General features: G+C 40.8%; 28 protein-coding genes. 15 read left to right on the top strand and 13 right to left on the bottom strand.

Annotation, left to right across the window (positions count from 1 at the left end):
- The first annotated feature begins 38 nt into the window (after positions 1-38).
- The 6 genes from EJQ19_RS04165 (at position 39) to EJQ19_RS04190 (ending at position 4,753) form a co-directional block, all read left to right on the top strand.
- Complete coding sequence (locus EJQ19_RS04165) at positions 39-722, top strand: response regulator transcription factor (protein WP_126139940.1); 684 nt, start codon at positions 39-41, stop codon at positions 720-722.
- Positions 715-1,971 carry a sensor histidine kinase gene (locus tag EJQ19_RS04170; RefSeq protein WP_126139941.1) on the top strand — a complete coding sequence of 419 codons (1,257 nt, stop codon included), beginning with the start codon at positions 715-717 and terminating at the stop codon, positions 1,969-1,971. Before EJQ19_RS04165 ends, EJQ19_RS04170 begins: the two co-directional genes overlap by 8 nt.
- Before the next feature lie 94 nt (positions 1,972-2,065).
- A complete protein-coding gene (locus EJQ19_RS04175) occupies positions 2,066-2,494 on the top strand; it encodes an FMN-binding protein (RefSeq protein ID WP_126139942.1) in 429 nt (142 codons plus the stop codon).
- 17 nt (positions 2,495-2,511) lie between these two features.
- Positions 2,512-3,396 (top strand): FAD:protein FMN transferase, encoded by an 885-nt coding sequence (locus EJQ19_RS04180; RefSeq protein ID WP_126139943.1) that lies wholly within the window; start codon positions 2,512-2,514, stop codon positions 3,394-3,396.
- On the top strand, positions 3,397-4,233 hold the full coding sequence (locus EJQ19_RS04185) for an RnfABCDGE type electron transport complex subunit D (RefSeq protein WP_126139944.1): 837 nt from the start codon (positions 3,397-3,399) through the stop codon (positions 4,231-4,233).
- Positions 4,199-4,753, top strand: a complete 555-nt coding sequence (locus EJQ19_RS04190) for a hypothetical protein (protein WP_126139945.1) — start codon at positions 4,199-4,201, stop codon at positions 4,751-4,753. Before EJQ19_RS04185 ends, EJQ19_RS04190 begins: the two co-directional genes overlap by 35 nt.
- A gap of 97 nt (positions 4,754-4,850) precedes the next feature.
- Here the strand turns inward: EJQ19_RS04190 and EJQ19_RS04195 are convergent, their stop codons facing one another.
- Positions 4,851-5,369: a DUF3231 family protein gene (locus EJQ19_RS04195; protein ID WP_126139946.1), complete on the bottom strand. Its 519-nt coding sequence runs from the start codon at positions 5,367-5,369 to the stop codon at positions 4,851-4,853.
- A gap of 482 nt (positions 5,370-5,851) precedes the next feature.
- Positions 5,852-6,616 (bottom strand): YheC/YheD family protein, encoded by a 765-nt coding sequence (locus EJQ19_RS04200; protein ID WP_126139947.1) that lies wholly within the window; start codon positions 6,614-6,616, stop codon positions 5,852-5,854.
- Positions 6,617-6,829: 213 nt separating this feature from the next.
- Here EJQ19_RS04200 and EJQ19_RS04205 point away from each other — a divergent pair, with 213 nt between their 5' ends.
- Positions 6,830-7,777: an NAD(P)-dependent oxidoreductase gene (locus tag EJQ19_RS04205; RefSeq protein WP_126139948.1), complete on the top strand. Its 948-nt coding sequence runs from the start codon at positions 6,830-6,832 to the stop codon at positions 7,775-7,777.
- Positions 7,778-7,869: 92 nt separating this feature from the next.
- Here EJQ19_RS04205 and mreB read toward each other — a convergent pair whose 3' ends face one another.
- The 5 genes from mreB to EJQ19_RS04230 form a co-directional block, all read right to left on the bottom strand.
- Entirely contained in the window at positions 7,870-8,913 is a 1,044-nt protein-coding gene (gene mreB / locus EJQ19_RS04210; RefSeq protein WP_126139949.1) for a rod shape-determining protein, read from the bottom strand.
- 212 nt (positions 8,914-9,125) lie between these two features.
- Positions 9,126-10,466, bottom strand: a complete 1,341-nt coding sequence (locus EJQ19_RS04215) for a sugar phosphate nucleotidyltransferase (protein ID WP_126139950.1) — start codon at positions 10,464-10,466, stop codon at positions 9,126-9,128.
- A 28-nt stretch (positions 10,467-10,494) separates the two neighbouring features.
- Positions 10,495-11,607, bottom strand: coding sequence for a glycosyltransferase family 4 protein (locus EJQ19_RS04220; protein WP_126139951.1), 1,113 nt, complete (start codon positions 11,605-11,607; stop codon positions 10,495-10,497).
- The gene (locus EJQ19_RS04225) at positions 11,604-12,398 is read right to left on the bottom strand and encodes a DUF6492 family protein (protein ID WP_126139952.1); all 795 of its coding nucleotides are present in this window, start codon (positions 12,396-12,398) and stop codon (positions 11,604-11,606) included. The genes EJQ19_RS04220 and EJQ19_RS04225 overlap by 4 nt, the downstream gene beginning before the upstream one ends.
- A gap of 343 nt (positions 12,399-12,741) precedes the next feature.
- A complete protein-coding gene (locus EJQ19_RS04230) occupies positions 12,742-13,653 on the bottom strand; it encodes a hypothetical protein (protein ID WP_126139953.1) in 912 nt (303 codons plus the stop codon).
- 612 nt (positions 13,654-14,265) lie between these two features.
- On the opposite strand from EJQ19_RS04230, the gene EJQ19_RS04235 reads away from it, so the two are divergent.
- Positions 14,266-14,646 (top strand): cupin domain-containing protein, encoded by a 381-nt coding sequence (locus tag EJQ19_RS04235; RefSeq protein WP_126139954.1) that lies wholly within the window; start codon positions 14,266-14,268, stop codon positions 14,644-14,646.
- Between the two features lie 13 nt (positions 14,647-14,659).
- Entirely contained in the window at positions 14,660-15,712 is a 1,053-nt protein-coding gene (locus EJQ19_RS04240; protein ID WP_164716308.1) for a Gfo/Idh/MocA family protein, read from the top strand.
- A gap of 17 nt (positions 15,713-15,729) precedes the next feature.
- On the opposite strand, the gene EJQ19_RS04245 is transcribed toward EJQ19_RS04240, so the two are convergent.
- The 4 genes from EJQ19_RS04245 to EJQ19_RS04260 form a co-directional block, all read right to left on the bottom strand.
- Positions 15,730-16,470 carry a helix-turn-helix transcriptional regulator gene (locus EJQ19_RS04245; RefSeq protein WP_164716309.1) on the bottom strand — a complete coding sequence of 247 codons (741 nt, stop codon included), beginning with the start codon at positions 16,468-16,470 and terminating at the stop codon, positions 15,730-15,732.
- Positions 16,471-16,618: 148 nt separating this feature from the next.
- Complete coding sequence (locus tag EJQ19_RS04250; RefSeq protein WP_126139957.1) at positions 16,619-17,995, bottom strand: sensor histidine kinase; 1,377 nt, start codon at positions 17,993-17,995, stop codon at positions 16,619-16,621.
- A gap of 4 nt (positions 17,996-17,999) precedes the next feature.
- Positions 18,000-18,572 (bottom strand): response regulator transcription factor, encoded by a 573-nt coding sequence (locus EJQ19_RS04255; protein ID WP_277600921.1) that lies wholly within the window; start codon positions 18,570-18,572, stop codon positions 18,000-18,002.
- 222 nt (positions 18,573-18,794) lie between these two features.
- Positions 18,795-19,556 carry a YheC/YheD family protein gene (locus EJQ19_RS04260; protein ID WP_126139958.1) on the bottom strand — a complete coding sequence of 254 codons (762 nt, stop codon included), beginning with the start codon at positions 19,554-19,556 and terminating at the stop codon, positions 18,795-18,797.
- 250 nt (positions 19,557-19,806) lie between these two features.
- Between EJQ19_RS04260 and EJQ19_RS04265 the strand changes: the two genes are divergently transcribed.
- The 4 genes from EJQ19_RS04265 (at position 19,807) to EJQ19_RS04280 (ending at position 23,014) form a co-directional block, all read left to right on the top strand.
- The gene (locus EJQ19_RS04265; protein WP_126139959.1) at positions 19,807-20,481 is read left to right on the top strand and encodes a response regulator transcription factor; all 675 of its coding nucleotides are present in this window, start codon (positions 19,807-19,809) and stop codon (positions 20,479-20,481) included.
- Positions 20,471-21,781, top strand: a complete 1,311-nt coding sequence (locus tag EJQ19_RS04270; protein WP_241242725.1) for a sensor histidine kinase — start codon at positions 20,471-20,473, stop codon at positions 21,779-21,781. The genes EJQ19_RS04265 and EJQ19_RS04270 overlap by 11 nt, the downstream gene beginning before the upstream one ends.
- 134 nt (positions 21,782-21,915) lie before the next feature.
- Positions 21,916-22,347: a hypothetical protein gene (locus EJQ19_RS04275; protein ID WP_126139960.1), complete on the top strand. Its 432-nt coding sequence runs from the start codon at positions 21,916-21,918 to the stop codon at positions 22,345-22,347.
- Between the two features lies 1 nt (position 22,348).
- Positions 22,349-23,014: a PspA/IM30 family protein gene (locus tag EJQ19_RS04280; RefSeq protein WP_126139961.1), complete on the top strand. Its 666-nt coding sequence runs from the start codon at positions 22,349-22,351 to the stop codon at positions 23,012-23,014.
- 88 nt (positions 23,015-23,102) lie between these two features.
- Here the strand turns inward: EJQ19_RS04280 and EJQ19_RS04285 are convergent, their stop codons facing one another.
- The gene (locus EJQ19_RS04285; RefSeq protein WP_241242726.1) at positions 23,103-23,612 is read right to left on the bottom strand and encodes a C40 family peptidase; all 510 of its coding nucleotides are present in this window, start codon (positions 23,610-23,612) and stop codon (positions 23,103-23,105) included.
- 316 nt (positions 23,613-23,928) lie between these two features.
- Here EJQ19_RS04285 and EJQ19_RS04290 point away from each other — a divergent pair, with 316 nt between their 5' ends.
- Both EJQ19_RS04290 and EJQ19_RS04295 read left to right on the top strand, forming a co-directional pair.
- On the top strand, positions 23,929-24,528 hold the full coding sequence (locus tag EJQ19_RS04290) for an undecaprenyl-diphosphatase (RefSeq protein WP_126139962.1): 600 nt from the start codon (positions 23,929-23,931) through the stop codon (positions 24,526-24,528).
- Positions 24,525-25,535, top strand: a complete 1,011-nt coding sequence (locus EJQ19_RS04295) for an alkaline phosphatase family protein (RefSeq protein ID WP_126139963.1) — start codon at positions 24,525-24,527, stop codon at positions 25,533-25,535. Before EJQ19_RS04290 ends, EJQ19_RS04295 begins: the two co-directional genes overlap by 4 nt.
- A 74-nt stretch (positions 25,536-25,609) precedes the next feature.
- On the opposite strand, the gene EJQ19_RS04300 is transcribed toward EJQ19_RS04295, so the two are convergent.
- A complete protein-coding gene (locus tag EJQ19_RS04300; RefSeq protein ID WP_126139964.1) occupies positions 25,610-26,809 on the bottom strand; it encodes a COG4705 family protein in 1,200 nt (399 codons plus the stop codon).
- Positions 26,810-26,993 lie beyond the last annotated feature (184 nt).

Below are 26,993 nucleotides of genomic sequence, written 5' to 3' on the forward strand. Positions count from 1 at the left end.
AATAATCGTATAAACTATTATGGCATGAGGTGTAAAGCTTGAAGGTATTGGTCGTAGAAGATGATCTCGATTTACTGAAAGCGATTTTAGAAATATTTGATAACGAATCGTTTGAAACCACTGGGGTCTCAAAGGGAGATGACGGATTCTTCCTTGCAGAGCAAGGCGGTTATGATCTCATTATTTTGGATGTTATGTTGCCCATTCTGAGCGGTTTAGAAATTGTAAAGCGATTAAGGAAGCAGCAAGTATTAACGCCAGTGATTATGTTAACCGCCAAAGACAGTGTCGAGGATTGTGTTAACGGATTGGATGCAGGTGCTGATGATTATATAACCAAGCCCTTTTCGACATCGATATTGCTCGCAAGAGCAAGAGCGGCATTAAGACGACGTAGCAGCGGTGATCTGGACGGCAATTTGACATGTGGGCCAATTGTCCTCGCAGTTAGTCTCAGGGATGCTTTTGTAGATGAGCAATCATTGAAACTAACACCAAAGGAGTATGAGCTCTTTGAATTTTTCCTTCGGAATAAAGATCAAATATTGTCAAGGGATCAGATTTTTGAACGGATATGGGGATTCGATTCCGACTCTGCCTCATCCGCCGTCGATGTGTATGTTCACCATTTGCGTAAGAAGCTTGCACCGTATGGAGGAGATCTCTTTTTAAAAACTATCCGCGGCGTAGGTTATCTGCTCAAAGGAGAACCTCATGTTTAATAAAACCCGACGCCAATTAGTTGTATTAAATTCGGTGGTGCTGATGCTTTTCTTAGTTATTTTCGGCATTATCCTCTATGTGCATATCGAGTACAGATTGCTGCATCAAGCGGATGAAGCCATCACGAATACGGCAAGAGCGATGCAACTGAGCTCCATTGATCAAATGCTGCAGACAGATCATCCTGAACCTGATGCAGATCGAGATACTTCCTACCTGTTTTGGGATGGGAAGGGGCGTCTCCTTAATCAATATCCAAAGCAAATGTTCTCTGAAAAAGAGGCCGTGGAATTAAAAGAGAGCAGCATGGATGGTACTGTACATGGTGTTACCTTGGGAAATCGAGCTTATCGAATGTTGGGATTTGCAAATTCAATGTCAGAGGAACTTTCAGGAAACATCCCACACGTCTCTTATGTTGTAGTTCTGAGAAGCTTCGGTGATGCAAATCATATGCTGGCAACCCTTCGTTCAGATCTGCTAATTGGTTTTTCCACTGGAGTTCTGTTCTCCTTTCTTGCGGGGTTCTACTTAGCGGGACGCTCACTCATCCCCATTCGCAGGTCGTGGGAAAAGCAGCAGCAATTTGTCGCAGATGCATCTCACGAATTGCGTACGCCAATTGCCGTCATTCAGACTAGATCCGAGCTTATGTTCAAACATCCACAGCATACCGTTGAAGAAGAAAGTAAGAACATTGCCCTTATTCTGAAGGAGAGCAAACGGTTGAGGCATCTAGTGGAAGATTTGTTGACGTTGGCTAGAACCGATTCAAATCAACTCCAAATTCATAAAGCAGAGGTGCCTGTACATCAGCTTCTTCAGGAGATCACAGAACAATTCACGCTGCTGGCTGAAACAAAGTTTGTTCATATTCGTGCAAGGATTGAACCATCTATACTTTGGGGTGACGAACAACGTCTTCGACAATTATTTATTATTCTTTTGGATAATGCATTAAAATTTACGCCTCCTGAAGGGATAATTGAAGTCAATTGTCATCACATATCCAACTCCATTCGGATTGTCATTAAAGACAGCGGAAGTGGCATCAGTGAAGAGGACTTGCCGAGAATTTTTGAACGTTTTTATCGAGGAGATAAGAGCCGCAGCCGTTCTGATGGTGGAACGGGCCTAGGGCTTTCAATTGCAGAATGGATTGTAGCGGCCCACAAAGGAACGATTGGCGTTCAATCTCAAATTGCGAAGGGAACTGAATTTCAAATTGTGTTACCCAAAAAACAATAAATCGCTTCCCATATGACCTTCATTTTAAGAAAATTTAAATGTTAGCCTCCTATAATCATCTAAAGAGATGATGCTTGTGATAGGAGGTTTTTTCATGGCAAAAATGGATACAAAATGGGTTGTGTTATGTACAGCAGCCATTGGAGCGATATACGCGGCAGGATATTATTCCACTGAAACGACGGGGGCGATGCAAGCACCTGCAACTGTCAATCAAGATCACGTGGAGAACTCAAGCATTACTCAAATCAACAGTAAATATAAAAACGGGACTTTCTATGGAACAGGATCTAATCGCCGAGGAACCATTCAACTTGCTGTTACCTTGAAAAATGATAGGATCACCGATGTGGAAATTACCAACTTTGGTATGCATTATTCGGAAAGAGATGTCGTTGATTTACCGCAAGAGGTCGTTCATCTCCAAAGTGCACAAGTCTCTAATGTATCGGGAGCGACCTACAGTACTCAAGCGTTTAAGGATGCCGTGCAAAATGCACTTGCACAGGCACTAAACGGGTAGTGGTGGAAATCATGATCATGAGAAAAACGAAGTTATTTATGGATACCGCCATTGACATACAAGTCGTTATGGATGCCTCACAAAACGTGATGGCTGCAGCTGCTATTGATCGAGCTTTTGAAGCCTTTCGAAAAGTAGAGCATGCCTGCAGCCGCTTTAACCGAGACAGCGAAGTTATGCAGGTGACGAAAGAGATTCAGACGCCTGTAAAGATTAGTCCCTATTTATTCGAGCCCCTGAAGTTTGCTTTGGAGATTGCCAAAGTTACAAATGGCTTATTCGATCCAACGGTTGGTAAAGCGCTTGAGGATTACGGCTTTAATCAACATTATTTATCCGGGGAGATTGTGGATAGCGTAGCAAATCGATCAGCCACCTATCAGGATATCACGCTCGATGATGAACATCGTACGGTGACCATCAACAAACCTCTGGTTATCGATTTAGGCGCCGTTGCCAAGGGATTTGCAATTGATGTCGCGGCATATGAATTGAGAGAATTTGCAGGATATATGGTGAACGCAGGCGGAGATCTTTTTGCCGGAGGATTCGATGAACGGGGAAGAAAGTGGCAAGTTGGCATCCAACATCCACTGCATAAAGATGAGGTTATTGAATGGCTTGAAGTATCCGATGAGGCTGTTTGTACTTCGGGAAGTTATGAGCGCACAAGCCCACTGAGTCCGGATATTCATCACATTATCAGCCCAAACAGCAAGCGTTCCCCTGATGAATGGGTCAGCTGTAGTGTGATAGCTAGATACGCTTTGATGGCGGATGCATGCTCTACAGCCATATTTTTAATGGATACGACAGAAGCGAGATCTGTACTAGAGCAATGGAATCTAAAAGGGATTCTAATTGATCAAACCTTACAAGTGAATCGAATAGGAGGTGTCTAAGTGTCCGGTACGCCATGGCTTCGAACGCCGAAAAGATACGTCATGTTCACCTTGATCGGCTTTCTTTGTATCGTGACGGTTTATTCATTGGATTTCAGTGGCATCCTAAACTGTGTCATTGCAGTTGGTGTTTCCGTTATTGCCGATCACTTGTACTCGTATTTGATTAAAAAGAAAAGGACTTTCCCTGACGGTTCAATGATAACCGGGATGATCATCGCCTTGATTTTGAGTACAAGCACTTCGTGGTATGTCGTTTCAGCAACAGCGCTTATCTCGATATCATCCAAATATTTGCTCTCTTATAAGAAAAAGCCCATCTTTAACCCAGCGGCTTTCGGTTTACTCGCCTCACTTCTTTTATTTCGAACCGGACAAAGCTGGTGGGGGGCATTCGGGGATCTGCCTGCTTGGACAACCATCTTGTTGTTAGTCGGCGGATACTGGACAGTAAACCGTGTCAATAAATTCCCTATGGTTTTTTCCTATCTTGGTACCACATTTGTGCTTCTTTTGATTATGGGAATTGTTCATTTCGGCGATGCAAGTGATGCATTTCGATCACCATTTATCAATGCAACCCTGTTCTTCGCACTTTTCATGCTCACGGATCCACCAACAACACCAGCCAAAGAGAAGGAGCAGTACATCTTCGGGTTCTTATGCTCAGCAGTTGGCGTAATTATTTATGGAATTTTCGGAGGCTTGATGTATTTATTTATCCCATTACTTATCGGGAATCTTTATAGTATGTTAAGCCGAAGTCAGTGGAAACATTCGTATTCTAATGGAGGAAAACAAAGTGAACAGAATGGCAAAAGGAAATCACAAGTCTAACCAGGGATGGATACCCCAAAAAGAGCAAATAGGAATGATCATAGCGCTTATAGTCGCTGTTGTATACTTATTATGGCAGTTAAAAGGGTTATTACAAACCCCCTCTGTGACACTTCATAGTAAACACTTTGAACATGTCTATAAAGATTTCGGGTCTTACGCAAGAATTGCTTTATTTGTAGTACTCGCTTACTACGTTCTCCTATTTGCTTTAAGACAGCGGATTTGGGGGAATCTAAGTCGTGTGAAAAAATGGCTTTCATCCGTACTGCGACTTGCTCGGAGATTACACACACCACTAGCGATCATCGCGATAGCCTTAATCGTGCTGCATACAGTTGCTGTTTTCATGTATGGTTTTAAGTTCGATTTTAATAATATTAGCGGGTTACTTGCTTTACTTGTTCTTCTTCCGGTTCCAGTCTCAGGAATACTGAGGTATCAACGGCTTGATCGGAAGTGGCATTTGAGATCAGGACTTGCGTTTGCGGTTCTCTTTTTAATTCACTCCTTTTTATAAAGCTAAATAGCCAAAAAACAAGCACCCAGAATAAAAGATGCTTGTTTTTCTGTTTTTTCAAGAGAATTTCAGGTTTCTAATGGGAGAAAATAAGTTTCTAGGCTTCAACTAATTCAGGTCTTTTGATTTGTAGTGGAGGAGGGATTAACCATCCTTTTTCTTTATTCATTTTAAGTAGTCTAAGACCTAGCGCAGCTTTTGCTGCATTGTATTTTGCAAATAAGGCTCCTACATCTTCTCGAGTTGAGGCTACCATACTTTGACTGCACGCAACTAAGCTGACGGAATTATCCGCCCAAATCATAGAAGCAAGCTCTTGATCCGAGAATTTTACGCCCAATGGGATATCCTCAAGTTTGGTTTCAGGGCGATCAGGGAGAGAAGGAGGAGGGACAATGCCATTGCTGGTTAAAATAGCATCACTTTCGCTTGCCTCGAGTTCAGCTTGATCAATGACATCGTTGATTAGTTTTTTCAGATCTTTATCCCCGGCGTGGAATTGGTACGCTCGGTTCACGGAAATACAACCTTTTGCTGCCATAGAGAGTTGCCAAAGGGCATAGATTTCACCGTAATGCAACGGTTCGTCTTTTTGATTACCGCTTAAAATTCCCATTCCTATCAGCTCCTAAAGTAAATTTCTTTCCGCTTATATAGTTCCCTGAAGGAATGATTTTAACCAGGGAGAAGAGGATTATTACAATATGTCCGGAACCGTAAGAAACAGATTCACATCGTCCGTGGCGATTAGCCCTCGCATCTATGAATCTTGAGAATATTATATATTAACTCAATTGAAAGGAGTTGATATATATGACAATTTTGGTTAATCAATTTTATGGAATTGTTTACAGAAACGCCAATGGAACAACAACCGTTTTTAATGCACGTGTAGTGGCAAGAGGGTTAACAAGAATACGAATTAAATTCATGAACGCGAGAGGTATCATCGTTTTTAGATTTCTGTTCATTCGCCAAATTCTTAGATTGGTCTTAATCTGAGATGTAAAATTTAAATGATTATATGAAATGAACCAGGAAGATGTCCATAAGTTCATCTTCCTTTTTGTGCAGAATTCACGTCTAATAATGAAATTGTTATCTCCTAAATCTTCCGTGATTTCGTGCTAATCGCAATGCTTTTCGATACATATTCTTATTTTTAAGCTGATTGAATATAAAGGGGTCTGGTGCCGTATTGACTTCGATAATCCACGGCTTGAACTTTGTATCCACACCAATATCGACACCAATTTCCTTGAAACCAGGATGTTGTCTTTGGAATTGCTCAGCGATTCGCAATCCAAGTATTTTTAATTTATTTATATAAGCTTGAGTATTCATTGGGCTTAAATAGGCGCCGATCAGGAGTTCAAGTGATATAGGTTTGCCGCTATTGTGGTAGTTAGTCACAATTTTCTTCGGATGTGCGACTCGACCGATATAGCCGGTAACTTCCCACTCATTTTTCATGTTTTTTTGGACCATAACTCTAATATCAAAAATCCGTCTTTGATAGGTCAACAGCTGAATACCTTTTTGAATTAAGTAGGCTCGATGTAGTTTCGATTTGCTCAAAGACTGAAACATAGCATTGTATGTTACAAATCTCCGCTTCACTTTATCTACCTTGTAAGTGAAGGTACCACCTCCGGTTCGCTCCACACGGATCACGCCTTGGCCAGAGGTGCCACGAACAGGTTTGACGTAAACCATCCTGTGCTTATTCAGCATCGTAAACAGATTGGTGGAATTCAATAATTTCGTCTCGGGGACAAAGGCTCTAACTTCCTTGCTGCGTAGCAATATTTTCGTTTTGAGCCATTTACTGCTCAATGTGCGTGACTTTCGAACTTTTTTCATCCGTTGCACCTCATCTTCCGTAGTGGGAGGCATATTGTTCGGGAGCTATAGTTAAAATACGCAAAATATATTACCTGGCTTCCTTATTTCGAGTATACTTTGAGTATTCAACTGCATCTTATTCGAAAAGAACAGAGCATTCTTGGAGATGAGTCTAAACAGGCTGGATATATTTAATTTTTCTTTTTCAAAGAAATTGGAGGAGGCTTGGCAATGAAAATTCTTATAGTTGGCCATTTTACACAAAATTCAAAATCAACGATTAAAACATATTTTCCTAATGACTGGGACATTGTAATTGTGCCGCCTGGAGAAGAAATGCTTCATCATATTGGAGACTGCCAGGTAATCATACCTGAACATATCAAAGTGGATCGCGACTTACTATCCAAGGCAAAAAATTTGAAACTGGTACAGACGGGGGCAGGGTATGATAATGTAGATATTGATGCCTGCACGCAACTAGGTATTTGGGTAGCTAATGCTGCAGGAGTGAATGCGCAGGCAGTGGCCGAGCATGTAATGGCGCTGATGTTGTCTTATTATAAAAACATACCGTACCTTGATAAATTCATGAAAACCAGAATAGATGAAAAACAGTTGGATTATATAGGAAGTGAATTGAAAGGTAAAACGGTAGGGATTATCGGCTTTGGTGCTGTCGGAAAAAAAGTAGCTGAGTTTTGCAAGGTTTTTGATATGAATGTGCTGGTTACTGCTAGACATGCCGTTGTACAACCTGACAGCTTTGTAAAAATGACGGATTTCGATAATCTTGTAAGTGTATCAGATATAGTCACTGTACATACATCACTGAGTCCGCAAACCAAACAGCTGATTGATAAAGGAGTATTCAAAAAGATGAAGAATACCGCACTTTTTATCAATACGGCTCGCGGTGGGATTGTCAATGAAAATGACTTAATCGCTGCTTTAAAAAATAAAGAAATTTCAGGAGCATGCTTGGATGTGTTTGAATCTGAACCGCTTTCAATTGACAGTGAATTAAGGGATTTGAGTAATGTTATACTTACTCCCCATACTGCCGGCATGCCAGATGGCGTCAAATTGCATAAGAAAAGATATGATTTCTTTGTGAATAATATAAAACATATAAAAAACGGGGAAGAACCTGAAAGCAAGCTTAATCAGGTGTTATAGTACTGATAATTTTTCATTACTGAGGACTGTTCAAGTGTAGAAAAAAAATGTCCCTAACGTCATCAAATGACTCGGGGACACTTTTCTACATGTTACATCGCTATTTCATCTTGCGGTTTCTCGTTAGATGGTAAGGACCAGCTTTTGCTGCGACTGCCGTCCAGCATCATCCCGGTGCCAATCGCTGTGCACTCTAGCGGATGATCGGCAATATGAACAGCAACACCAGTTTCCATCCGGATGCGCTCGTCGATTCCTTCAATTAAGGCGCCACCGCCGCAGAGCAAGATACCTTGCTCAATGACATCGCCGGCCAACTCAGGGGGAACCCGCTCCATCGTCGCTCGAATCGCTTCAATCAAGGTTTCCAAGAAATCATTGATAACCGTGAAAATCTCACTCGACTTGAGGGGGATGGATCGCGGCAAGCCGTCAACCAAATCCCGGCCGCGGATGTCCAGCGTACGCTCTGCGCTTGAATCGGTTGCTGTTCCGATTTCCTTCTTAATATGTTCCGCGGTGCGTTCCCCGATTTCCAGATTATAGGTTCGTTTCACGTAATCGCGAATATCCCGATCAATTGACAAGCCGGCACGGTTAATCGTTTGGCTGGCGACAACGCCTCCCAGCGATAGAATCGCAACTTGCGAAGTGCCTCCACCGATATCAAGCACTAAATGTCCGATTGGCTCGTCCAGACGAAGACCCGCGCCAAGGGCAGCGGCGATCGGTTCCTCAATGGCAATCGCTTTTCGAGCTCCTTTATGGACAATGGTTTCTTCAATTGCACGTTTTTGAACATTGGTGATGCCGCATGGTACCGATATGTAAATCTGTGAGCTTCGTAAAAAAGAGGGTCTGCCTTGAATTTTTTTAATGAAATATTGCAGCATGACACTCGTTCTATCAAAATTGGCGATAACGCCATTTTGCAGCGGGTACGTAATTTCTACATATTCCGGAGAACGGCCGATCATGGCTTGCGCCTCAAAGCCTGCAGCGATGAATTCCGACGTTACTTGATGGAAGGCGATTACGGAAGGCTCATTAAGCACAATTCCTTTGCCTCGTTCGTAAATGACAGTGTTTGAGGTGCCCAAGTCGATGCCAAAAAACTTATCAAACTGTTTAAACATAGTTCATTTCCTCCTTTATTGTAAGTAAGGGTCCGGCATGGAGGCGGAAGACGGGTCCCCATAGTATTCTTCGGGTACACCTGTTTTCAGGGGGCTGTTCGACAAGTTACTATATTGTAAAAATTGTAAAATGGAATATAAATAAAAAAGCATACAGGAGTGTCGCTGCTAAGCGTCACAAACGTATGCTTCTTTGCCATTTTAAGACTAGACTACCAGTGCATTGCAAAACGAGTGATATCTTTTTTTGCAAGTTCTTCTCCCATCTGCACTTCCATGAACTGAAGAGGTGTAACTGCCTTAATCCCATGTTTGATTCCGATTGGAATCTGTAAAGCTTCGCCGGCTTGAAGCTTGTGGAGCCGATCCTCTATGAGGATCTCCGCACTTCCTGACAAAATGGTCACGATTTCTTGGCATTTGAGATGTTGATGATAGCTCGTATTTTTTCCTTGTGTAAGCGTCACTTTCTTAATCATAATCTCAATGCCATCTTCATTTTTCCAATAATCGATGATTCGAATGGAACCCCATCTTTTCTCTTCATACATGGGCATCTGAGATGTTGGGCCAAGTATTTCCTTGATGCGATCAGCTTTATCCTTATTGGAGATAAGAATTCCGTCAGAGTTAGCAGCTACAATAAGATCTGGAACGCCTATTATTTCAATGGGATAAGGAAGTTCGTTGATTAGATGGGAATTACCAGCATCGTCAGCTATTCCTCCTGAGCCGATCACTTGATCCTCGAAATGACTGCTGAGCGATGCCCAACTCCCCAGATCACTCCAGAAACCTTCATAGTCCATGACAACAATTGGCTGTGTATGCTCGACGACTTCTCGATCGAAGCTTAGAGCTGCAAGTTCTTCGTATTTCGCGAGCCATGGTTCAACTTGGGTAGGATGTCCATTGTTTTTCAGATAAGTCAGCATGAACTTGAAGGGGAATGCAAAAATACCGCAATTCCACAAAGCGTGTTGCTCAAGTAAACGACTGGCTGTTTGAACATCAGGTTTTTCAATAAACTGACTGACGAAAGCATACTCAGGGTGCGCCTTCGGTAGAATTGGGACAATATAACCAAACTGATCAGAGGGGGTATTAGGTTTTGTTCCCAGGAGGGCAAGGTCTGCATGAGATCGAGAAAGAACTTCGGGAAATTGGTGAAGGAGACGAAAAAAAGCGGTATCTACATAGGTGTCTACGGGAAGAATACAAACCGTTTCATCTGGATCCATCTGTACGTTTTCATTAAGATAACTGACAGCTAATGCGACTGCAGTGAATGTTCCTCGTTTATAAGGTTCCGCAATGATTGGAATGTGCTCTCCTACATAGGCACGTGTTATTTCTACTTGAGTTTGATGAGTGACGATATAGGTGGATTGCAGCAGTCCGACCTCTTCCAGTTGCCTGCATAACCGCTCTATCATGGATTCGATGACCCCATCTTCGGATTTCAAAAGCTTAAGAAATATCTTAGAGCGTATCTCATTGGATAAAGGCCATAGCCTTTTTCCAGAGCCCCCGCACAATAGTACAATACGCAAGTTACCACGCCTCCTTGGGGAACCCCACCTATTTCTTAGATCTAATTACGGTTTCAAGTGAATGCTTCATTAGCTTCCCGGCACGATCCCATGAAAAACGCAGCATATCCTTTCTGCCTTGGCGTCCCTTGGCTCTGCAAAGTTCCGGATTCTCATATGCTCTACGCATGTTTGCCTTTAAGCTGATTAAATGCGGTTCTGCCCATAGTTGTCCTTTTTGCGCGAACAGATTGCTGAACTTTCTTGAAATGGCGTGGGAACTGTTCATACTAACGGATGGGTTTTTCAGCTGATACGAAAGGAGGAACGAGTTAGTGGGGGTAAGGAAATCCATTTGTCCGCCCCAGCCTGTCGCGATGACCGGTACTCCGCTAGCCAGTGATTCTAGGAAAGGAAGTCCTACACCCTCGCCACGAGTAGGGAGGACGAAAACATCGCCGAGCGTGTACAAACCTTTCAGCTGCTTTTCACTGATATGCTTGCCAATAATGACGATAGGTGCAGTGTTTTTGCGAATACCGAGTTTTTCCTTGTATTTTTTTATTTTTCGCTTAATCCATTTCTCATTCTCATAAGCCGCATAACCATTCGTTTTAATCACAAGCATAACGTTATCCTCGGAAGAAAATTCTTCCCAATACGCTCTCAGCAGGCCTTCTGGATTTTTGCGATGCTGGAAGCCGAAGATAGACACAAAAATAAATTTTCCTTCAGCACCGGGCAAACTCATCTTTTTATTGTCTGGATGAAACTCCCTTGTATTTACACCGTGGGGCACCATGTATATCGGTACCTTAACTCCGCTATTTCGTAATGCCCTCTTATTATGTTGTGAGGGTACACATATGGCATCGAACTTGTTCATATTCGAAAGCCAGCTTTTGGGGGTCTTGCTTGTTTCCCAAACCGTATTTAAAATTATCGGATCATAAGATCTTCGCAATTTCTTCCACTTCATCTGAGTAGGAATATGATGATAAATAAGAGCCTTCTTCGCATTTGAAGTTAAATAATCTTTTTTAGAACCGACGCTTACCGGAACACCTTGCCGCCTCAGTGCTCGCAGGTACGCTCTGCTTGCGCGTCCAAGACCGCTTTTTTTGTGCACAGGCCCTTTCCAAACAACAGTATAGGGCTTCATTTAACCATCTTCTTGATGGTTTTAACGTAACCTTTACGTTTGTGAAAAGAAATAGACCTGTATCGCTTTTGCAAAGCAGACATCTTGAGCGGAGATATATAGGGACCGCTCATATTCAAGCTTTTATTCAATGCAGGCTTTAAGATCATCTTCTCAGGTCTTGTTGAATATAGAAAATTGCCATATGTCTCAAATTCCGAGAAGGCAAATTGCTTGGATGTATTCATGCTATTGATAATTGCTGAATACCAGCTTCTGCTATGCCTATGCTCAATCGCTTGCTTCAACTGTTTAATTTTCGATTTTTCAAATAACATGTAGTGAGTTACAAAAGACATGCGAGATGAGCGGCTTTTTCCCATTAATTTTTTATACGTAGTGAAGTATTCGCCTTGACTCCAGTTTCTACAGTAGAAAACAGTCTTGTTGCCTACTTTAAAGACGTGCGGTCGGATGAGTATCGTGTCGGCATCAATGACCAAATAGTATTTTGAACTGCCTAACGTATCGCCGTTCATTTTGAGCAGCTGTTGATAAAGCCACCCAGATCGATTCCAAGTTTTTCCTTGATAATGAATATCTTTCTTCGTTATCGGCAGTACGGTATCTTCGTGAATGAATCTGCACTTCTTGCGTGAGCAAAGATCAAGCATACGCTGAGTCCGCGGAGCCACGATAATGATTTCTCGAATGGGGTGCTTCACAAATTTTCTAACGGCATCAATCACATGGGGAAGCGTACCTAAATCTTTTTCAATCGCGGGGATTATCACGTCAATGGGGGTTGTCATTCTCTCATCTCCATAATCAAATTGTCTGATTTATGATATGTAGAGATAAAGAAATGGGGTGGGTATATTGACGTGGAATTCATGTATTTAACAATATTAATAATTTTCATAAAGCAGAGATGAGGGCGTGCATCCTCAATAATTCGTATGTGCCTGCACAATCATTAATATCCTTTTCCATCGCGTTAGCAGTCAAGTCCATGAAAACCTCCGACTCAAACAGAGATCGTCACTCCTAAGCGGTCTCCCGCGTCGAGTTCGGAAGTAGCAACCATGATGAAATCGATCATCTCTACGGGAGGGAGCGGAATCTCTCGAAGGGGATGGGATCTCGTTAGCCGCTCTATTTCGCATACCTGAAACTCTTTTTGTTGGTGCCATCATAAAGTTTATCCAAAATATAGATTTGCAACCATGTTCCCAAAATCCATGTTGTAGAATAAACACCAAACCCCCACCAATATTTAAAGACGTTGAGATTAAATATATATAAAAGATAATGTTGCAAGAAGAGAAGACCTGAAACAATAATATACCACCACCACTTAGGCTTAAAAAAATATGTGGTCATTGCAGTAATTCCCTGTAAAAATGTTAAACCGGCATACATAGTAGCTGCAATGGCAGAAGGGGTCGAAAACAAATTGGCTGTTAACGTCTGAACTCCAAACAAATACATGAACCAGCCAGGTGATGTGAACCAATTGATACCCAATAATCCAAACAAAATATAGATAAAATTTAAAACTCGGCCGTTTCCTTTCAGGCTTTTCATATATATTAATTTTGTTACACCAAAAAGAATGATAAGACCAACAAATGTCATCCATGTCCGGTACCAATTATGACTATAAATACCTAAATATAAAAACAACTCTTCTATTAGGCAGTATAGAAAGATACTAATTACATACCAATAAAACTTTAGATTACGAGCTGCTAGCAAAACAGCTGTTGCTGATATAGACATCTGTGAAAAATAATTACCAATAATCGATTCATTGTGCCAATAATATTCAGCATGAGGAAGCTTAAAATGTTGCCATGATTCCGGTAAAATCTTTGGGTAGTATGAATAAGACTTAAAGTCAGCCATGATAATAATTTCACACATAACCGTTACTCCCACAATACTTATAAACAAACCCAATAAAAGCTTTTTTCTTTTGTTGTTAATTATCCCAAATGTTAGTTCTATCATAGAGGCAATTCCTAAAATTATATACCAAATTGTATTGGTCCAGAAATATTTCATTCTGTGCTCCTTCTTTTGGTCACAATATCCACTTAGTAGTATAGTATTCAACAAAAAAAATACATTTCATACTGAAATGAGCATTTTTTATCATCTATATTTTCATTCCGAATCGGCTGGCATTGCGTATTGATCCAGAAACAAAAAATCTCGTCTGCTACAATCAGACGGCGAATCGCAAAGGAGACAGCCAGTCTATTAATTGTGTTGAAGTGCCGCGATCACATCGACAACTAGCCGATCGGCTCCAGCGATAAGACCATTTGGATGAGATGACATGCCCAGTCGCACCACGACCAGATGCTGGGAGGGTACGAATGCATCTAAAGGTGCTGTGACTGATTCTTTTATATAAGGTATAAAATGAGACGTCGACTCCGTCTACAGGGCGACGACTTGCTCGCCCAGAGGTACCGCCACCGCCAAGGCTTTGGCGGTTTTTTTGTTTAATACGACAGTGGGTAAACCGACATGCTTAGAATTAAAGTTTCGATAATATCGATTTTACACAAATTATATCGCCTTTCAACATTTACAATCCAGTTTGTCAAGCCTATGATTAATTTATCAAAATATTGTACACAACTCATGTTTGAAAAGGAGTTTTAATTTATGAAAAAAACGGATTTTATCGAGAATAAGTCACGAGCGTATGAGACTCGACAAAACTGCCATGGTGGGACTGGTCCTTTTCAACTAAAGGATATTATTCAAACGGTTGCATCGAGCGATAGGCAGTACATCAAATTCATTCATGATGATATCATCCCGCCAGGTTCTACCTTCGGCTATCACCAGCATAACAGCGATGTTCCCATGGAAGAGTGGTATTACTGCATTTCTGGTCACGGAATCATGGAGCTTGATGGCAACCAATATGAGATGTCAGCCGGGGACATAAGCGTCTGCCGTGCATCCGGCAGTCATGGTCTTATTAATAACGGTCCAGAGGATTTAAGAATTATCGTGATCTATGCTTCTGCAATCAATTAACGGGGGGATACGCTTGAACAACAGAAAACTTAAAGTAGGTGTTGTCGGATTAACTGTGGGAGCTAGTCATGTTAAAGACTACGCTAGCAGCGACACCGTTAAAGAAATTGTGTTGTGCGACGTTGATGAATCAAGACTGAAAGAGATAGGCGATATATATAACATTTCAAAAAAATATACGGATTTCGATAAGATGCTGAAAGAGGAAAATTTGGATGCGATTAGCATCGCAGTTCCTAATTTTTTGCATATGAGACTTTCCATTCAAGCGATGGAAGCGGGCGTGCATGTGCTTTGTGAAAAGCCTATGGCAAGAAATGCGGTTGAGGGGAGAAAAATGCTTGAGGCTTCTCAAAAGTACAACAAGAAGTTGATGATCAACTTCAATCAGCGTTTTCTACACGAATGCCAAACGTTAAAATCCGTGATCGACGAAGGCAAGCTCGGCGAGATCTATTATGTGCGGACGCAGTGGCAACGAAGACGTGGGGTGCCATGGTGGTATCCGCTTTCATCAGGGAAAGAGGTATGCGGCGGTGGAGCTCTCATTGATCTTGGCGTCCATGTGCTTGACCGTGCTATGTGGTTTTGCGGGTATCCAGATCCAGAGTGGGTACTAGGAAACACGTTTTGCAAGGTCTCCAAGGACGAGGCTGCACGCAAAGGCATTCAGAATTTCGAGCTTGAGGACATGGGGGTAGCTATGTTTCGTATGACCAATGGGGTCATGCTTGAATTGGAAGCATCCTGGGCAAGCAATCGAGAGAACGAGATGATTACAACACGAATTTATGGCTCGAAGGGCGGTGCGGTCTTGCAAAGAGAAATTGGAGCTGTGAATGATGCATGTAATACAGTGTTTTTGGAAATCGGCGGAGAAGTCCGTAACATTCCTTTAGAAGAGATGAAGATTTCTAAGAAGCCGAACGTTCGGCAAGCGTTTCTGGATGCCATTATTAAGGATGAAGAGGTACCGTGCACACCTCAACAGGGACTTAAGATCACTCAAATGTTAGATATGGTTTACTTGAGCGCTGAAAATGGCACGCCTGTCAAATTCGAATGATGGATTGATGCAGTATTTCAATTACGAAATCTGCTTGGAGACATTCCTGTTTTTGACTGAAAAAAACGAGAAAAATTATAGATATCCGAAAAGCCGCAACTGCTTGCAATGTCCGTGATACTGAGAGTAGACATGCGTAACAGCGTCTTGGCCGTTTCCAGTCTGCAGCGCTGCAGATAGGCGTAGGGCGTAACTCCACGTTCTTGTTTAAAAATGCGAATAAAATGATCTGTCGTAAGAGAAAAGTTCTGGGCAAGTTCGCTCATATCATATTGCTGCTCTGGGTGTTGTTGAAACATGCGGCAAAGCTCATCAATTTTTATTGTATATGCTCCGGTTGATGTTGGCGTTATCTGTTGATATTCCGTAATAAGCGCTTGCAACCACACTTCCATTTGCGTCAAGCTATTTCTCTCTTCGGCTAAACGAAAGCGATTGAAAAGCTCAAGGACAAAATGATATTGATCAAAATGACGATGCTCAGGCAAGTCAGACAAGATATCCGGATTTTGCAATGTGAAGTCTATGTAACGTACATCGAGACTGGTATGTTCACTTTGAAAGGCGTCGACCTCGTTCTGATAATTGATAAAAAAAACATCACCGACGCTTAATTTGTAGCAGTTCTTGCCTAGCATGATTTGACCTTCTCCACCCCAAATACTCCATAAGGTAAACCCTGGATGACAACCGACGGGAACATGCCATTTCCATTCTGGAACGCAGTGTTTCCCGAAATGCATTGATAGGATATCCATATATTCACTCCGGTTAATGGGTATCGATTTTTCATAAATCATTGTTTCATTTAACTCTCAAATAGTCAAGCCATCATTTTGAAAGCGCTTAGTTTGAGTCGCGAAACAATACTTTATCGTAAAGAAGATTAAGTATTTGAAAAACCCTTCAACTTTCATTAAAGTTGAAGGGTTTTCTCATAGGAAGAGAAATGTTTACTACGGTTCCCTTATTCTGTTCGCTATTAATTTGGATGTTCCCATTGTGAAGAGTGACAATTGACTTTGCAATAGCTAAACCCAAACCAGATCCGCCCGTTTGTCTGTTTCTTGAACGGTCAACGCGATAAAACCGTTCGAAGACGAAAGGTAATTCTTCAGTAGGAATGCCTTTTCCGTCATCAATTATATGGATGCATAGATGAGGATCTAGATTTTCAAGTTGAATGTTAATGCTTTGATTCGCATATTTTAATGCATTATCCAGGATAATTAACAGTACCTGTTTGATTTGAAATCGGTCGGCTTCTATCTGAATAGGTTGAACGGAGGGATAAAGAAAAATCTTTTTACTTGAGAGGGGCTGAAGAAGCTGGATCGTCTCTTTACAGAGTGATACAAGATCAAAGCCGCTAATCAAAAGCTTAGCTTCCTGTTCTAATTCCGCCAACTCGAGCATTTGATACGTAACCTGCCTCATACGGATACTTTCTTTATGAACGGCATCAATAGCTTCCCTTTGAAGATCAATGTTCTCTAATCCCCATCTTTGAAGGAGTGACGTATAGCCTTCAATAATTGTGAGTGAGGTCTTGAATTCATGGGAAGCATCGGAAATAAACTGTCTTTGTTTCTGTACACTAGATTCGATTCGCTCCATCATATGATTAAATGTATCAGACAACTCATACAGTTCATCTTTTGATTTTCGATTTAGCGGGAGTTTTCTAAATTCGACACTCGTTTCAATTTCTTTCATGATTTTTATCATCCGTGAAAGAGGTAAGAATAGCAGTCTAGATAATAAAAAACTCCCCGAAATTGAAATGAGTATTGCCCCGAAAGCAACATATCCGATGATGATGAATAAGTGATACAAGCTTTGTTCTAATTCGATCGGTTCCGATATGACCTCCAGAGTTCCGATGATTTCAGTCCCATTTCGAATAGGGGTGCGAACAATCAAGATCTTTTGCTGAAGATACGTATCGAAGTAAAATTCTTTAATTTCCGAGTATTTAGGAGGGATATCCATTAATTCAAACCGGTCAGAAACTTGGTTTCTCACCGTTGATGTCTTGTCTAAGACACGAATCATTGTGTGATTTGAAAGATAATTGCTTAAAACTAAGCTCGAATTATTCTTATTAAGCAGATCAGAAGGATGTATATTTTGTACTATTTCATTTGCAGCAGCCTGCAAATTCTCCATTTCTTCCTCTTTTTCGAACCGCGCATAAAAGTGGTAAATCACAAAAATAATAGGCAACAGAATTGCAATTAACCAGACGAATAACAGTAAAGCGGCTTTTGTTTTAATTTTCATGTTATTAAATTTCCAAAATGTAGCCAACGCCTCGGATCGTTCGAATATTGGGGAAGGAGGAATTCAACTTTTTACGGAGATAGCGGATGTAGACATCCACAATATTTGAATTTCCCAAGAAAATGTACCCCCATACTTCGTTTAGAATTTTTTTCCGAGTAAGAATTTCGTTCGGATGCTCTATTAAATATAGGAGAAGTTGAAATTCTTTAGGAGTTAAATTAATCTTAACACCGTTCTGTAGAACCTCTCTTGTTCTGAGATTTACGATAGTTTCTTTCAATGAATAAATGAAAGGTACGTTTTTTTCGATTTCTAGTGTAGGCTCAAAAGACCGACTCTGATTGCGAATGCAAGCGCGAATACGAGCTAATAGTTCCTCCACATGAAATGGTTTCGTGACATAGTCGTGCCCGCCTAGGTCAAGTCCAGCCACAATATCAGTGGGAGCGCTGCAGGCTGTTAGCACAATAATAGGCGTTTCCGTATTAATTTTACGAAAGGATGTTAGGAATTCGAAACCATTTATGCCAGGCAATAAAATATCAAGCAGTATAAGATTCCAATTATCCTTCAATGCTTTCTCTTAGCCGTCTGAACCATCTAAAGCTAACTCGACTAAATAACCTGCATGCATAAGCTCCAACTGAAGAAGTCGTGCAATTTTCTCTTCATCTTCGATGACGAGTATTTTGCATGGCATGAAATACCACTCTTTTCCGGTTAACGCTTTTAAATACGGAGATTGACCGCATCTCATCATATGCATGATAAAAGTCGGTTGTGCTGCCGCGGTACATTACTTTCGTTTTACACGTATGAACCGGCCATTTTCTCGGGCATAACGTAGAACTTTGAAGAACATCTTTTTATCTTTTAATTGATTGAAAATAAAAGGATCAGGCGCTGTGTTAACTTCAAGCACCCATGGTTTTAAAGTTTTATCGATTCCGATATCAACACCAATTTCTTTAAATCCGGGATAACTTTTATGATAATGCTTTGCAATGCGATACCCCAAGTTCCTCAATCTATGGATATACTCTTTTTTCTTCTGTCCGTTTATATAGGAACCAAGCAATACTTCTAAAGGCAACGGTTTTCCGCTGTTATGAAAGTTCGTCACGATCTTGCGGGGATGGGCAACTCTTCCAATGTAACCTGTGGCTTCCCATTTTTTATGCGGGGTTTTTTGAACCATAATACGCGTATCAAAAATTCGCTTCTGATAGGTTAAGAGATGAATACCTTGCTGTACAAGATAGGATTTTTTTAATTTTGCTTTGTTTAGAGCGGTGAATAAGCCTTGAAATGTTTCAAATGATCTGGCTGTTTTACCAGACTGAAAAGTGTATTTGTGGTTTTTTTTCACACGAATAACACCTTGTCCGAAAGAGCCATTGATGGGTTTGACATAAACCATTTTGTACTTATTTAACATTTGAAAAAGATTCGATTGATTGTAAATTCGTGTTTCCGGAACAAATTTACGAAGTTCTTTGTTTTGTAATAGAACCTTCGTTTTGACCCATTTGCTGCCAACCGTTCTTGATTTATTCATTTCAGCACCTCTTACTTAGAAATTTTCGTCGCATATATCTTTTCTACGCCCTCGACGTGTTTTTCTTCTGAACTTTCTAGGTATCATATTCAAATTCAGCTGAGGGACATGGGGGAGAGCGTAGAAGCTAAATTTAAATTTTTCTAATCTTGTCATTTAAACTGCACTCTGTATAATGAAGTCTTAACAACTTGAAGGCATACAGTATGGTGTGTTATTTTGACATTATTCCATTGTGGCGGTGAATATTGTGAATATTTTACTTGCAGAAGATGATCCTAAACTTGGCAAGCTTATTAAATATGTTCTTGAGAATAAGGGTGGATATCAAGTGGATTGGGTACGAAATGGAGAAGATGCTTTAGCTTACGCGGAAGGGTCTTCCTATGATGTGCTGGTTGTAGATTGGATGATGCCCTTAATGGATGGGATCAATGTATGTAAGAAATTGAGATCTGATAGGTATTATAAAGCAATTTTGCTGTTAACTGCGAAAGATACGTTACAAGACAAAATTGTCGGCTTGGATGCTGGGGCAGATGATTACATAACCAAACCATTTGAAATGGACGAATTACTTGCACGTCTCCGTACATTGTTAAGACGAAATTTTGCACCGATTCATTCGGATGTAGCGACGTTTAGAGTATTTTCTTTAAATCGGAGCTCTCATCAATTATTTCGGAATAATGAAGAAGTTTTCCTTAGTCAAAGAGAATATCAGCTTCTTGATTTGTTTCTTCAAAACACCGGGAATGTATTAACTCGGGAAGTTATTTTAGACCGTATCTGGGGTGTCGGAAGTGATGTATCTTATAAAAATGTAGATGTAACGGTCAAGATGCTCCGAGATAAATTGGAATCTGATCTTGATCAACCGTTGATTCATAGCATCAGGGGGGTGGGTTATCGATTTGAAAATTAGATTATTTAAGAAAGGCGATGTATTCGTTCAAACGGAACGAAAATTAACCATTTCTTATACATGGCTAATGATATTATTCTTAGTACTGTTCTCAATGATTGTATCCGTCTTCTTTGTTGGCATGGCTTATAGAGAACAACGTCAAACGATTCGGAATACACTCTATGCGACTGAGAATGGTAAGCCATTGATTCCTGATTTAACTAATTCAGGTAATGAGGAACTATATTTTTACTATTTAACGACGACTGAAGGGAATGTATTAGAAAGTAGTGAAGCCTTTACTAGCGACTTCAGTTATAATCTGGAAACTATTGAAAAGTGGCAACCCCAAAAAGATGAGTTTCATTTAAAATGGTTGTCTATCCCTCACAATCATCATGAGGGTAAAAAAGGGGATAGAGACAAGTTGCTATTCATTGGGGCGCGTCCAACAATCCTAGGAGATGGCCAGAACGGATTTATTTATGTTGCCAAAGATGTGACTTTTTATGTAGAAGTATTCCAGAATCTTTTGGTTGTGTTAATTTGTATCCTTGTGCTTTTTTGTATGATTGCAGTATGGCTAAGCTTATCGATGTCTAAAAAGGCTATGATCCCCATACAGCATTCGTATCGGCAACAGCAGCAATTTCTTGCGGATGTTTCACATGAGCTTCGGACTCCGTTAAGCATAATGAACACTTCGATCGACGTAATTGAAATGGAAAATGGAAATGATTTCACACCAATGACGAAAGAAGTCGTTATTGATATGAAAGAAGAAGTGGAACGAATGAGTCGTATGGTACAACATTTATTGTTGTTAGCGCGTTCTGATTCAGGCTCAGTCCAATTTGAGATGGTGTTGTTTGATGTCGTTCCAAGGATCCGTCAGTGGGTACAGGCATTTGATGCCATTGCTAAACAGAAGGAGATTGTTTTAGACATTCATGTGCCTAATGCGCTCGTTGTTAAAGGTGATCTTGAACGTATAAAGCAATTGGTGTATATCCTCCTGGATAATGCCATTAAATACACGCCAGTTAAGGGGAGGGTAGATCTATTTGTTACCCAGCAGTCAAAGTATTGGAGTATTTCTGTTCAAGATTCGGGTGTTGGTATACCTGTAGATGAGAGACAGCGAATATTTGATCGATTCTATAGAGTTGAAAAGCACCGTTCGCGCGAGGAAGGCAGTGCTGGTCTTGGATTATCAATTGCAAAATGGATCGTTGAAGCCCATCAAGGCACCATTGAAGTTGAGAGCGTTATAAATCAAGGAAGTACCTTTACAGTGAAATTTTCTAACGAGGACTAAGCTGCGCCCTTTCTCTTTTTAAAGAGAAGGGCGTTTTTATTTTTCTTTTACCGTACTTTTACTTTTAGAAGTTATAGTTACTCTTGTGAAAACAAGAGCAAGGAAAACAGTGAAAATGAAAGGGTTGATGCTACTTGAAACCACGTAAGCGATGGGTTAAAAAAGTGCTTCTTATAGCTCTTATAGCTGGAGTAATTGGAGCAAGTGCTGCCGCGGCAGCTGAGATGGTAAGTCCAGAGCACAGAGAAGCTGCTTTTAATCACGTTAAACAAAGCGCACAACAGTTTATTCCGAAAAGTAATGAGAAACCGATAAGTGGACATGTTTCTTCAGAACATGACAAAGGACTGCGAGAAGCGGGCCATGAGCACCATGATGATGGGATGAAAGCAGGCATGGCAGTTGGAGGAACAGTTCTTGCAGCTGGATTGTTATATTGGATTGTGAGAGGAAGAAAAAGAAATAGTAAATTGCTTAAATCAAATAGCACGCATGCCATACTTCCAACTTCAGATTTCTTGGACCAATGGGAAAATAATCTAATTAACTCAAAGGAGACGAACTAAAATGGGTATCTTAAGAAGAGTAAAGGAGCTATTCTTAGCTGAAACAAATGGCATGTTAGATAAATGTGAGCAACCAATCAATATGGTAAATCAGTATATGAGAGAATTCGATGTGGAGCTTGCAAAAGGGCAAAAAGCATTGGCAAATCAGTTGTTTATAGAAAGAAGGCAAGCCGCGCTAATCGCCGAAACAGAAACGCAAATCGAAAAAAGGGATCGTCAATCAAGACTTGCTGTAAAACAAGGTGAAGATCAGATTGCAAAGTTGGCCATCCAGGAAAAACTGTTGCAAGAGAAAAAACTGGCAACATATAAATCACAATATGCAACGATTCAAGAGCAAACAAGTTTGCTCGAGGAGAGAATTGCTCAATTACTTGTTCAATCGGAAGAGTTTAATCATCGCCGTTTATTATTAGCTTCGCGTGCGAATGTAGCTAGCTCGTTAAAGGAGATGTCGCAAAGCGTAGTTTCTTTTCAGACTGAGAATGTTACAAAAGGTTTTGCACGTGCTGAGGAAAAAATAATGTTAATCGAGGCAGAATTGGAAGCCATGCAGCGTTTTCAGTCACCGGTCAAACGTTCCACACCCCAATACCTGGATCCAAGCCTCAAAGAGGATATTGAAAAGGCTTTGGATGAGTTAAAACAGTTGCCTGAAGAATAATATGGTAAGCAATTAGGACACCCGGTTTGGGTGTCCTAATTGCTTACCTATGAAATCATAGCTATTTCGTTACGCCAAAGGGCAAGATTCATTGAATTACACGGCGTGCTGTCTTGTAATGCTTGCTCCACCAACCAGAATTCATATCTGATACCGTTACGCCCGGACTGCCGTAGGTATGAAGAACCTTCCCGTTCCCCATATAAATACCAACATGATGAATAGGCGAATAGAAGAAAACAAGATCTCCTGGCTTAAGCTGATTTCTAGGGACATAAGCGCCAACTTGTGATTGTTCTTTAGAAGAACGAGGAAGTGTAATCCCGTACTTGCCAAATACGAACTGCGTAAAAGATGAGCAATCGAAGGCGTTTGTACGGCCCTTCTGAGTACCATATACATATTTTACACCTAGATATTGTTTACCTGTAGCAATAATATTGGTTGCTTTAGTTGAAACAGTATTTACTGTCGTGGCGCTCGCGGCATGTGCAGATTGAGTCGTCATTATAAGGTTAGCTGATGCAAATAAGGATAAACTAAGTGTAATTCCTAAAAGCGATTTGGTAAGGCGGTTCTTATTCATGTTGTTAGTCATGATTGGTATCCTCCTTGAAGATCGTGTTTTAGGTATCAATCACCTGTGATAACCTTAGCAGATCTAGAGACACCTAGAGATTACCAAACATGACGAAAAACAAGGTGTATTCCTGCTTATAGAACGATTATTAGAAATCGATGAGAGGTTGATGAGCAAAAACGTATTGACTAGTTGTAAAATACATGCTTGCTGTTATAAGTGAAGAAAGAAATGGGGCGGGGTTAATACTTCTCATTTTCTTCTCATCTTCATCTTGTAAAGTTAATGTAAATGCTCATATAGGTGCATTTACACTAACTAAAGGATGATGATGATGAGCTTCACAGAGATAGACTATCATGTATTTCAGGCGATTAATCAATTAGGAAATAACTTTTCTGTTTTAAATCCACTTATGAAGATCTTAGCTTCAAAAGCAGAGTATGTATTTGATATCGGCGTTGTTATGTACTGGTTTACAAGACAAGAAAAGCATCGTCGTATGGTTGCACAGTCATTATTTTCCGCTTCCATCGCATTAGCAATCAGTGGTATATTGGGTCATTTTTTCTATAGGGATCGCCCCTTTGTTACACATGCTGTATTGCAATTAATTCCGCATCCAGCAAATGCCTCATTCCCAAGTGATCATGCAACAGCAGCCTTTGTTATCGCCACATCCATCTGGATATTCAGTCGGAGATCCGGTTATATTTGGCTCCTATTAGCTGCAAGTATTGCCTTCTCCAGAATTTGGACTGGCGTGCACTATCCATCTGATATCATTAGCGGTGCAGTGATTGGCGTCTTAACCGCTTTGCTCGTGAATCAGTTATTCTTACGATCTGAAAAAGCTCTTAAGTTTTTAAAGGTGCTCATTCATGGATATGAAATCGTGGAATCGAAAGTTTGGCGCAAGAAAATTAGAGCATGAAAGTAACAGTTGCAATCATCATTTCTTTCCTTTTCGTGGTGACAGCATGCTCTAATTCGGTCACAAGTGAACCCGTGGCAACGAAGCTGTCTCTAGATGCGAATTCCATTAGTTCGCCATCTAGAGCTCCAGGAAGCTCCAGTCAGCCACTTCAAACGGAAATCGTTACTCCAAAGCAATCTCCCGCGGCGAATCCGGAAACAACAGTTCCGCCGCAATCGAAAGTTACAGTCCCAGCTTTTGAAGGATCTAAACCTGATCATGTCGTCATTGTAGTTGAAGAAAATCACTCTTACGAAACTTTGATTGGGAATCGAGCGGCACCTTATATCAATGCATTGACTAAGCAAGGTGCATTTTTTACACATTCATATGCAGTAGCCCATCCTAGTCAACCGAATTACTTCGTTCTATTCTCAGGCTCTAATCAGGGTGTAAAAGATGACTCTTGCGGACATTCGTTTAAATCGCCAAATTTAGCAAGTGAACTGGTGCAAGCAGGATTTTCATTTGCTGGTTATTCGGAAGATTTACCTGCGATTGGTTCCACTGTTTGTACAAATCATCAATACGGACGTAAACATAGCCCTTGGGTAAGTTTCTCCAATGTTGCAAAGGAAAGTAATTTACCTTTCTCACAGTTCCCAACGGATTATAATAAACTTCCAACAGTTTCATTTGTCATACCGAATTTGGATAACGATATGCATGATGGAACGATTCTATCCGCTGATGATTGGCTGAAAACCAACATTGGTCCTTATGTTACTTGGGCTCAAAACCATAATAGTCTACTTATACTTACTTGGGATGAGGATGATTCCTCAAAGGATAATCATATTCCGACGATCTTCGTAGGAGCCATGGTCAAACCTGTCACTATCGACCAACGTATAACGCATCTGAATGTTTTGCGAACTGTAGAAGATTTATATCATCTGCCATATTTGGGCGCAACAGCTGACGTATCTGCCATTCAAGGTATATGGAATGACAAGAAACGGTAAGTGTTACTAGGTTAAGACAAAAGGCTATCCCTAGAAAAGTCAGAAATGACTCGGGGATAGCCTTTATTTTGGTATTAGCTAGTAAGAGTTATCAGTGCTTCTAGTGCTGATTTGCATGCCTCTGTATCTTGATGTACAGCTCGTACTTGCCTCAGTACTTTATCAATAGCATTATCAACCTCGGTCCACTTCTTCTTGTTCATAGGTTTTAGCTTGGCTTCTGAAGTATCCCACGTATGCTCCAAATCATCAACGCGTGATTTAGCTCCAGCACTATTCCCTGTATTCACAAATCCAAGCGTATCCTCCGCAATTTTCTTAAAACTAGACAAATCCCCAAGCGGTGAGGTTTGCTGAACGGAGTTAGTTGGATCCCCTTGCGGTAGCGTAACTTGGAGATTCATACTACGCCAATAATAGCCGGCTCCACTTGCAATCACCAGTACACTCACAACTATAATGACTTGCTTAACGACGGAAATACCTTTTGTCATATTCATCGGCTTTGTTGATATAGGCGCGACAACATCTCGCTTCGAAATGGAAAGGAAAATGATGATCAGTATGATGGCCAAAAGAAATATGATGCTTGTTAACGTTGCACCTAATCCTAACCCACCGAAATCTTGCGTTTGTGAAAGCAAGTCCCCAATTGAAGCCCCTAAAGGACGCGTCATGATATAAGCAATCCAGAATGATAACACGGCATGTAGACCAACACGCCAGGCAATGATCACGCAGGCAATGACTGCACAAACAATGAGTCCTGTAACAAGGTAGCCGAGTCCGAGGCTTTCTGCCATGAGGTCCCCAGCAGCCGTACCAAGTGCAAATGTAAAAAGGATTGTTAACCAATAATAAGCTTCTCTTCGCTTCGTAAAGATGGAGTGGATCGAGAGCGTTTTCTCTTGGGCATACCATAAAGAAAAGCTAAGAATTAAGAAAACACTAAAAATGGCAGTGCTTAACTCAAGTGGGACGCCCATACTATCTGTCAAATTGTCAGTAACGAGTGTTCCAAAGATGCTGATCAACACGACGGTTAACCAATACAGACTAGGAATGTATCTGGTCGCTTTAAACTGAAAGAAAATCGCGATGAATAATAGAGCACCCATAACAATGGACGTACCCGTCAGACCGAAGCCGAGATTGACGTTAAGGAAATCAGCCGCGGTTTCGCCAACAGTGGTACACAAGACTTTAATAAGCCAGAAATAAATAGTGACTTCCGGTACCTTACTTAACAAAGCTTTCGTTTTATTTCTTTCCATACTTTTTCTCCTTTATAAGATGTTATAGGCACCGCCTTACTGTAAATCCTTAACATGAAAAAATGATGAGAATACGAGTACGAATACATTCATGGATATCTTTTTAGGGGAGGAGAATATGATGCCAAAACCGAATTCTTAAAGTTATATATTTGACAAAGCGAATAGAACGGCTTCCGCGGGG

It is taken from the genome of Paenibacillus whitsoniae (assembly GCF_003955665.1).
Lineage (GTDB): Bacteria > Bacillota > Bacilli > Paenibacillales > NBRC-103111 > Paenibacillus_E > Paenibacillus_E whitsoniae.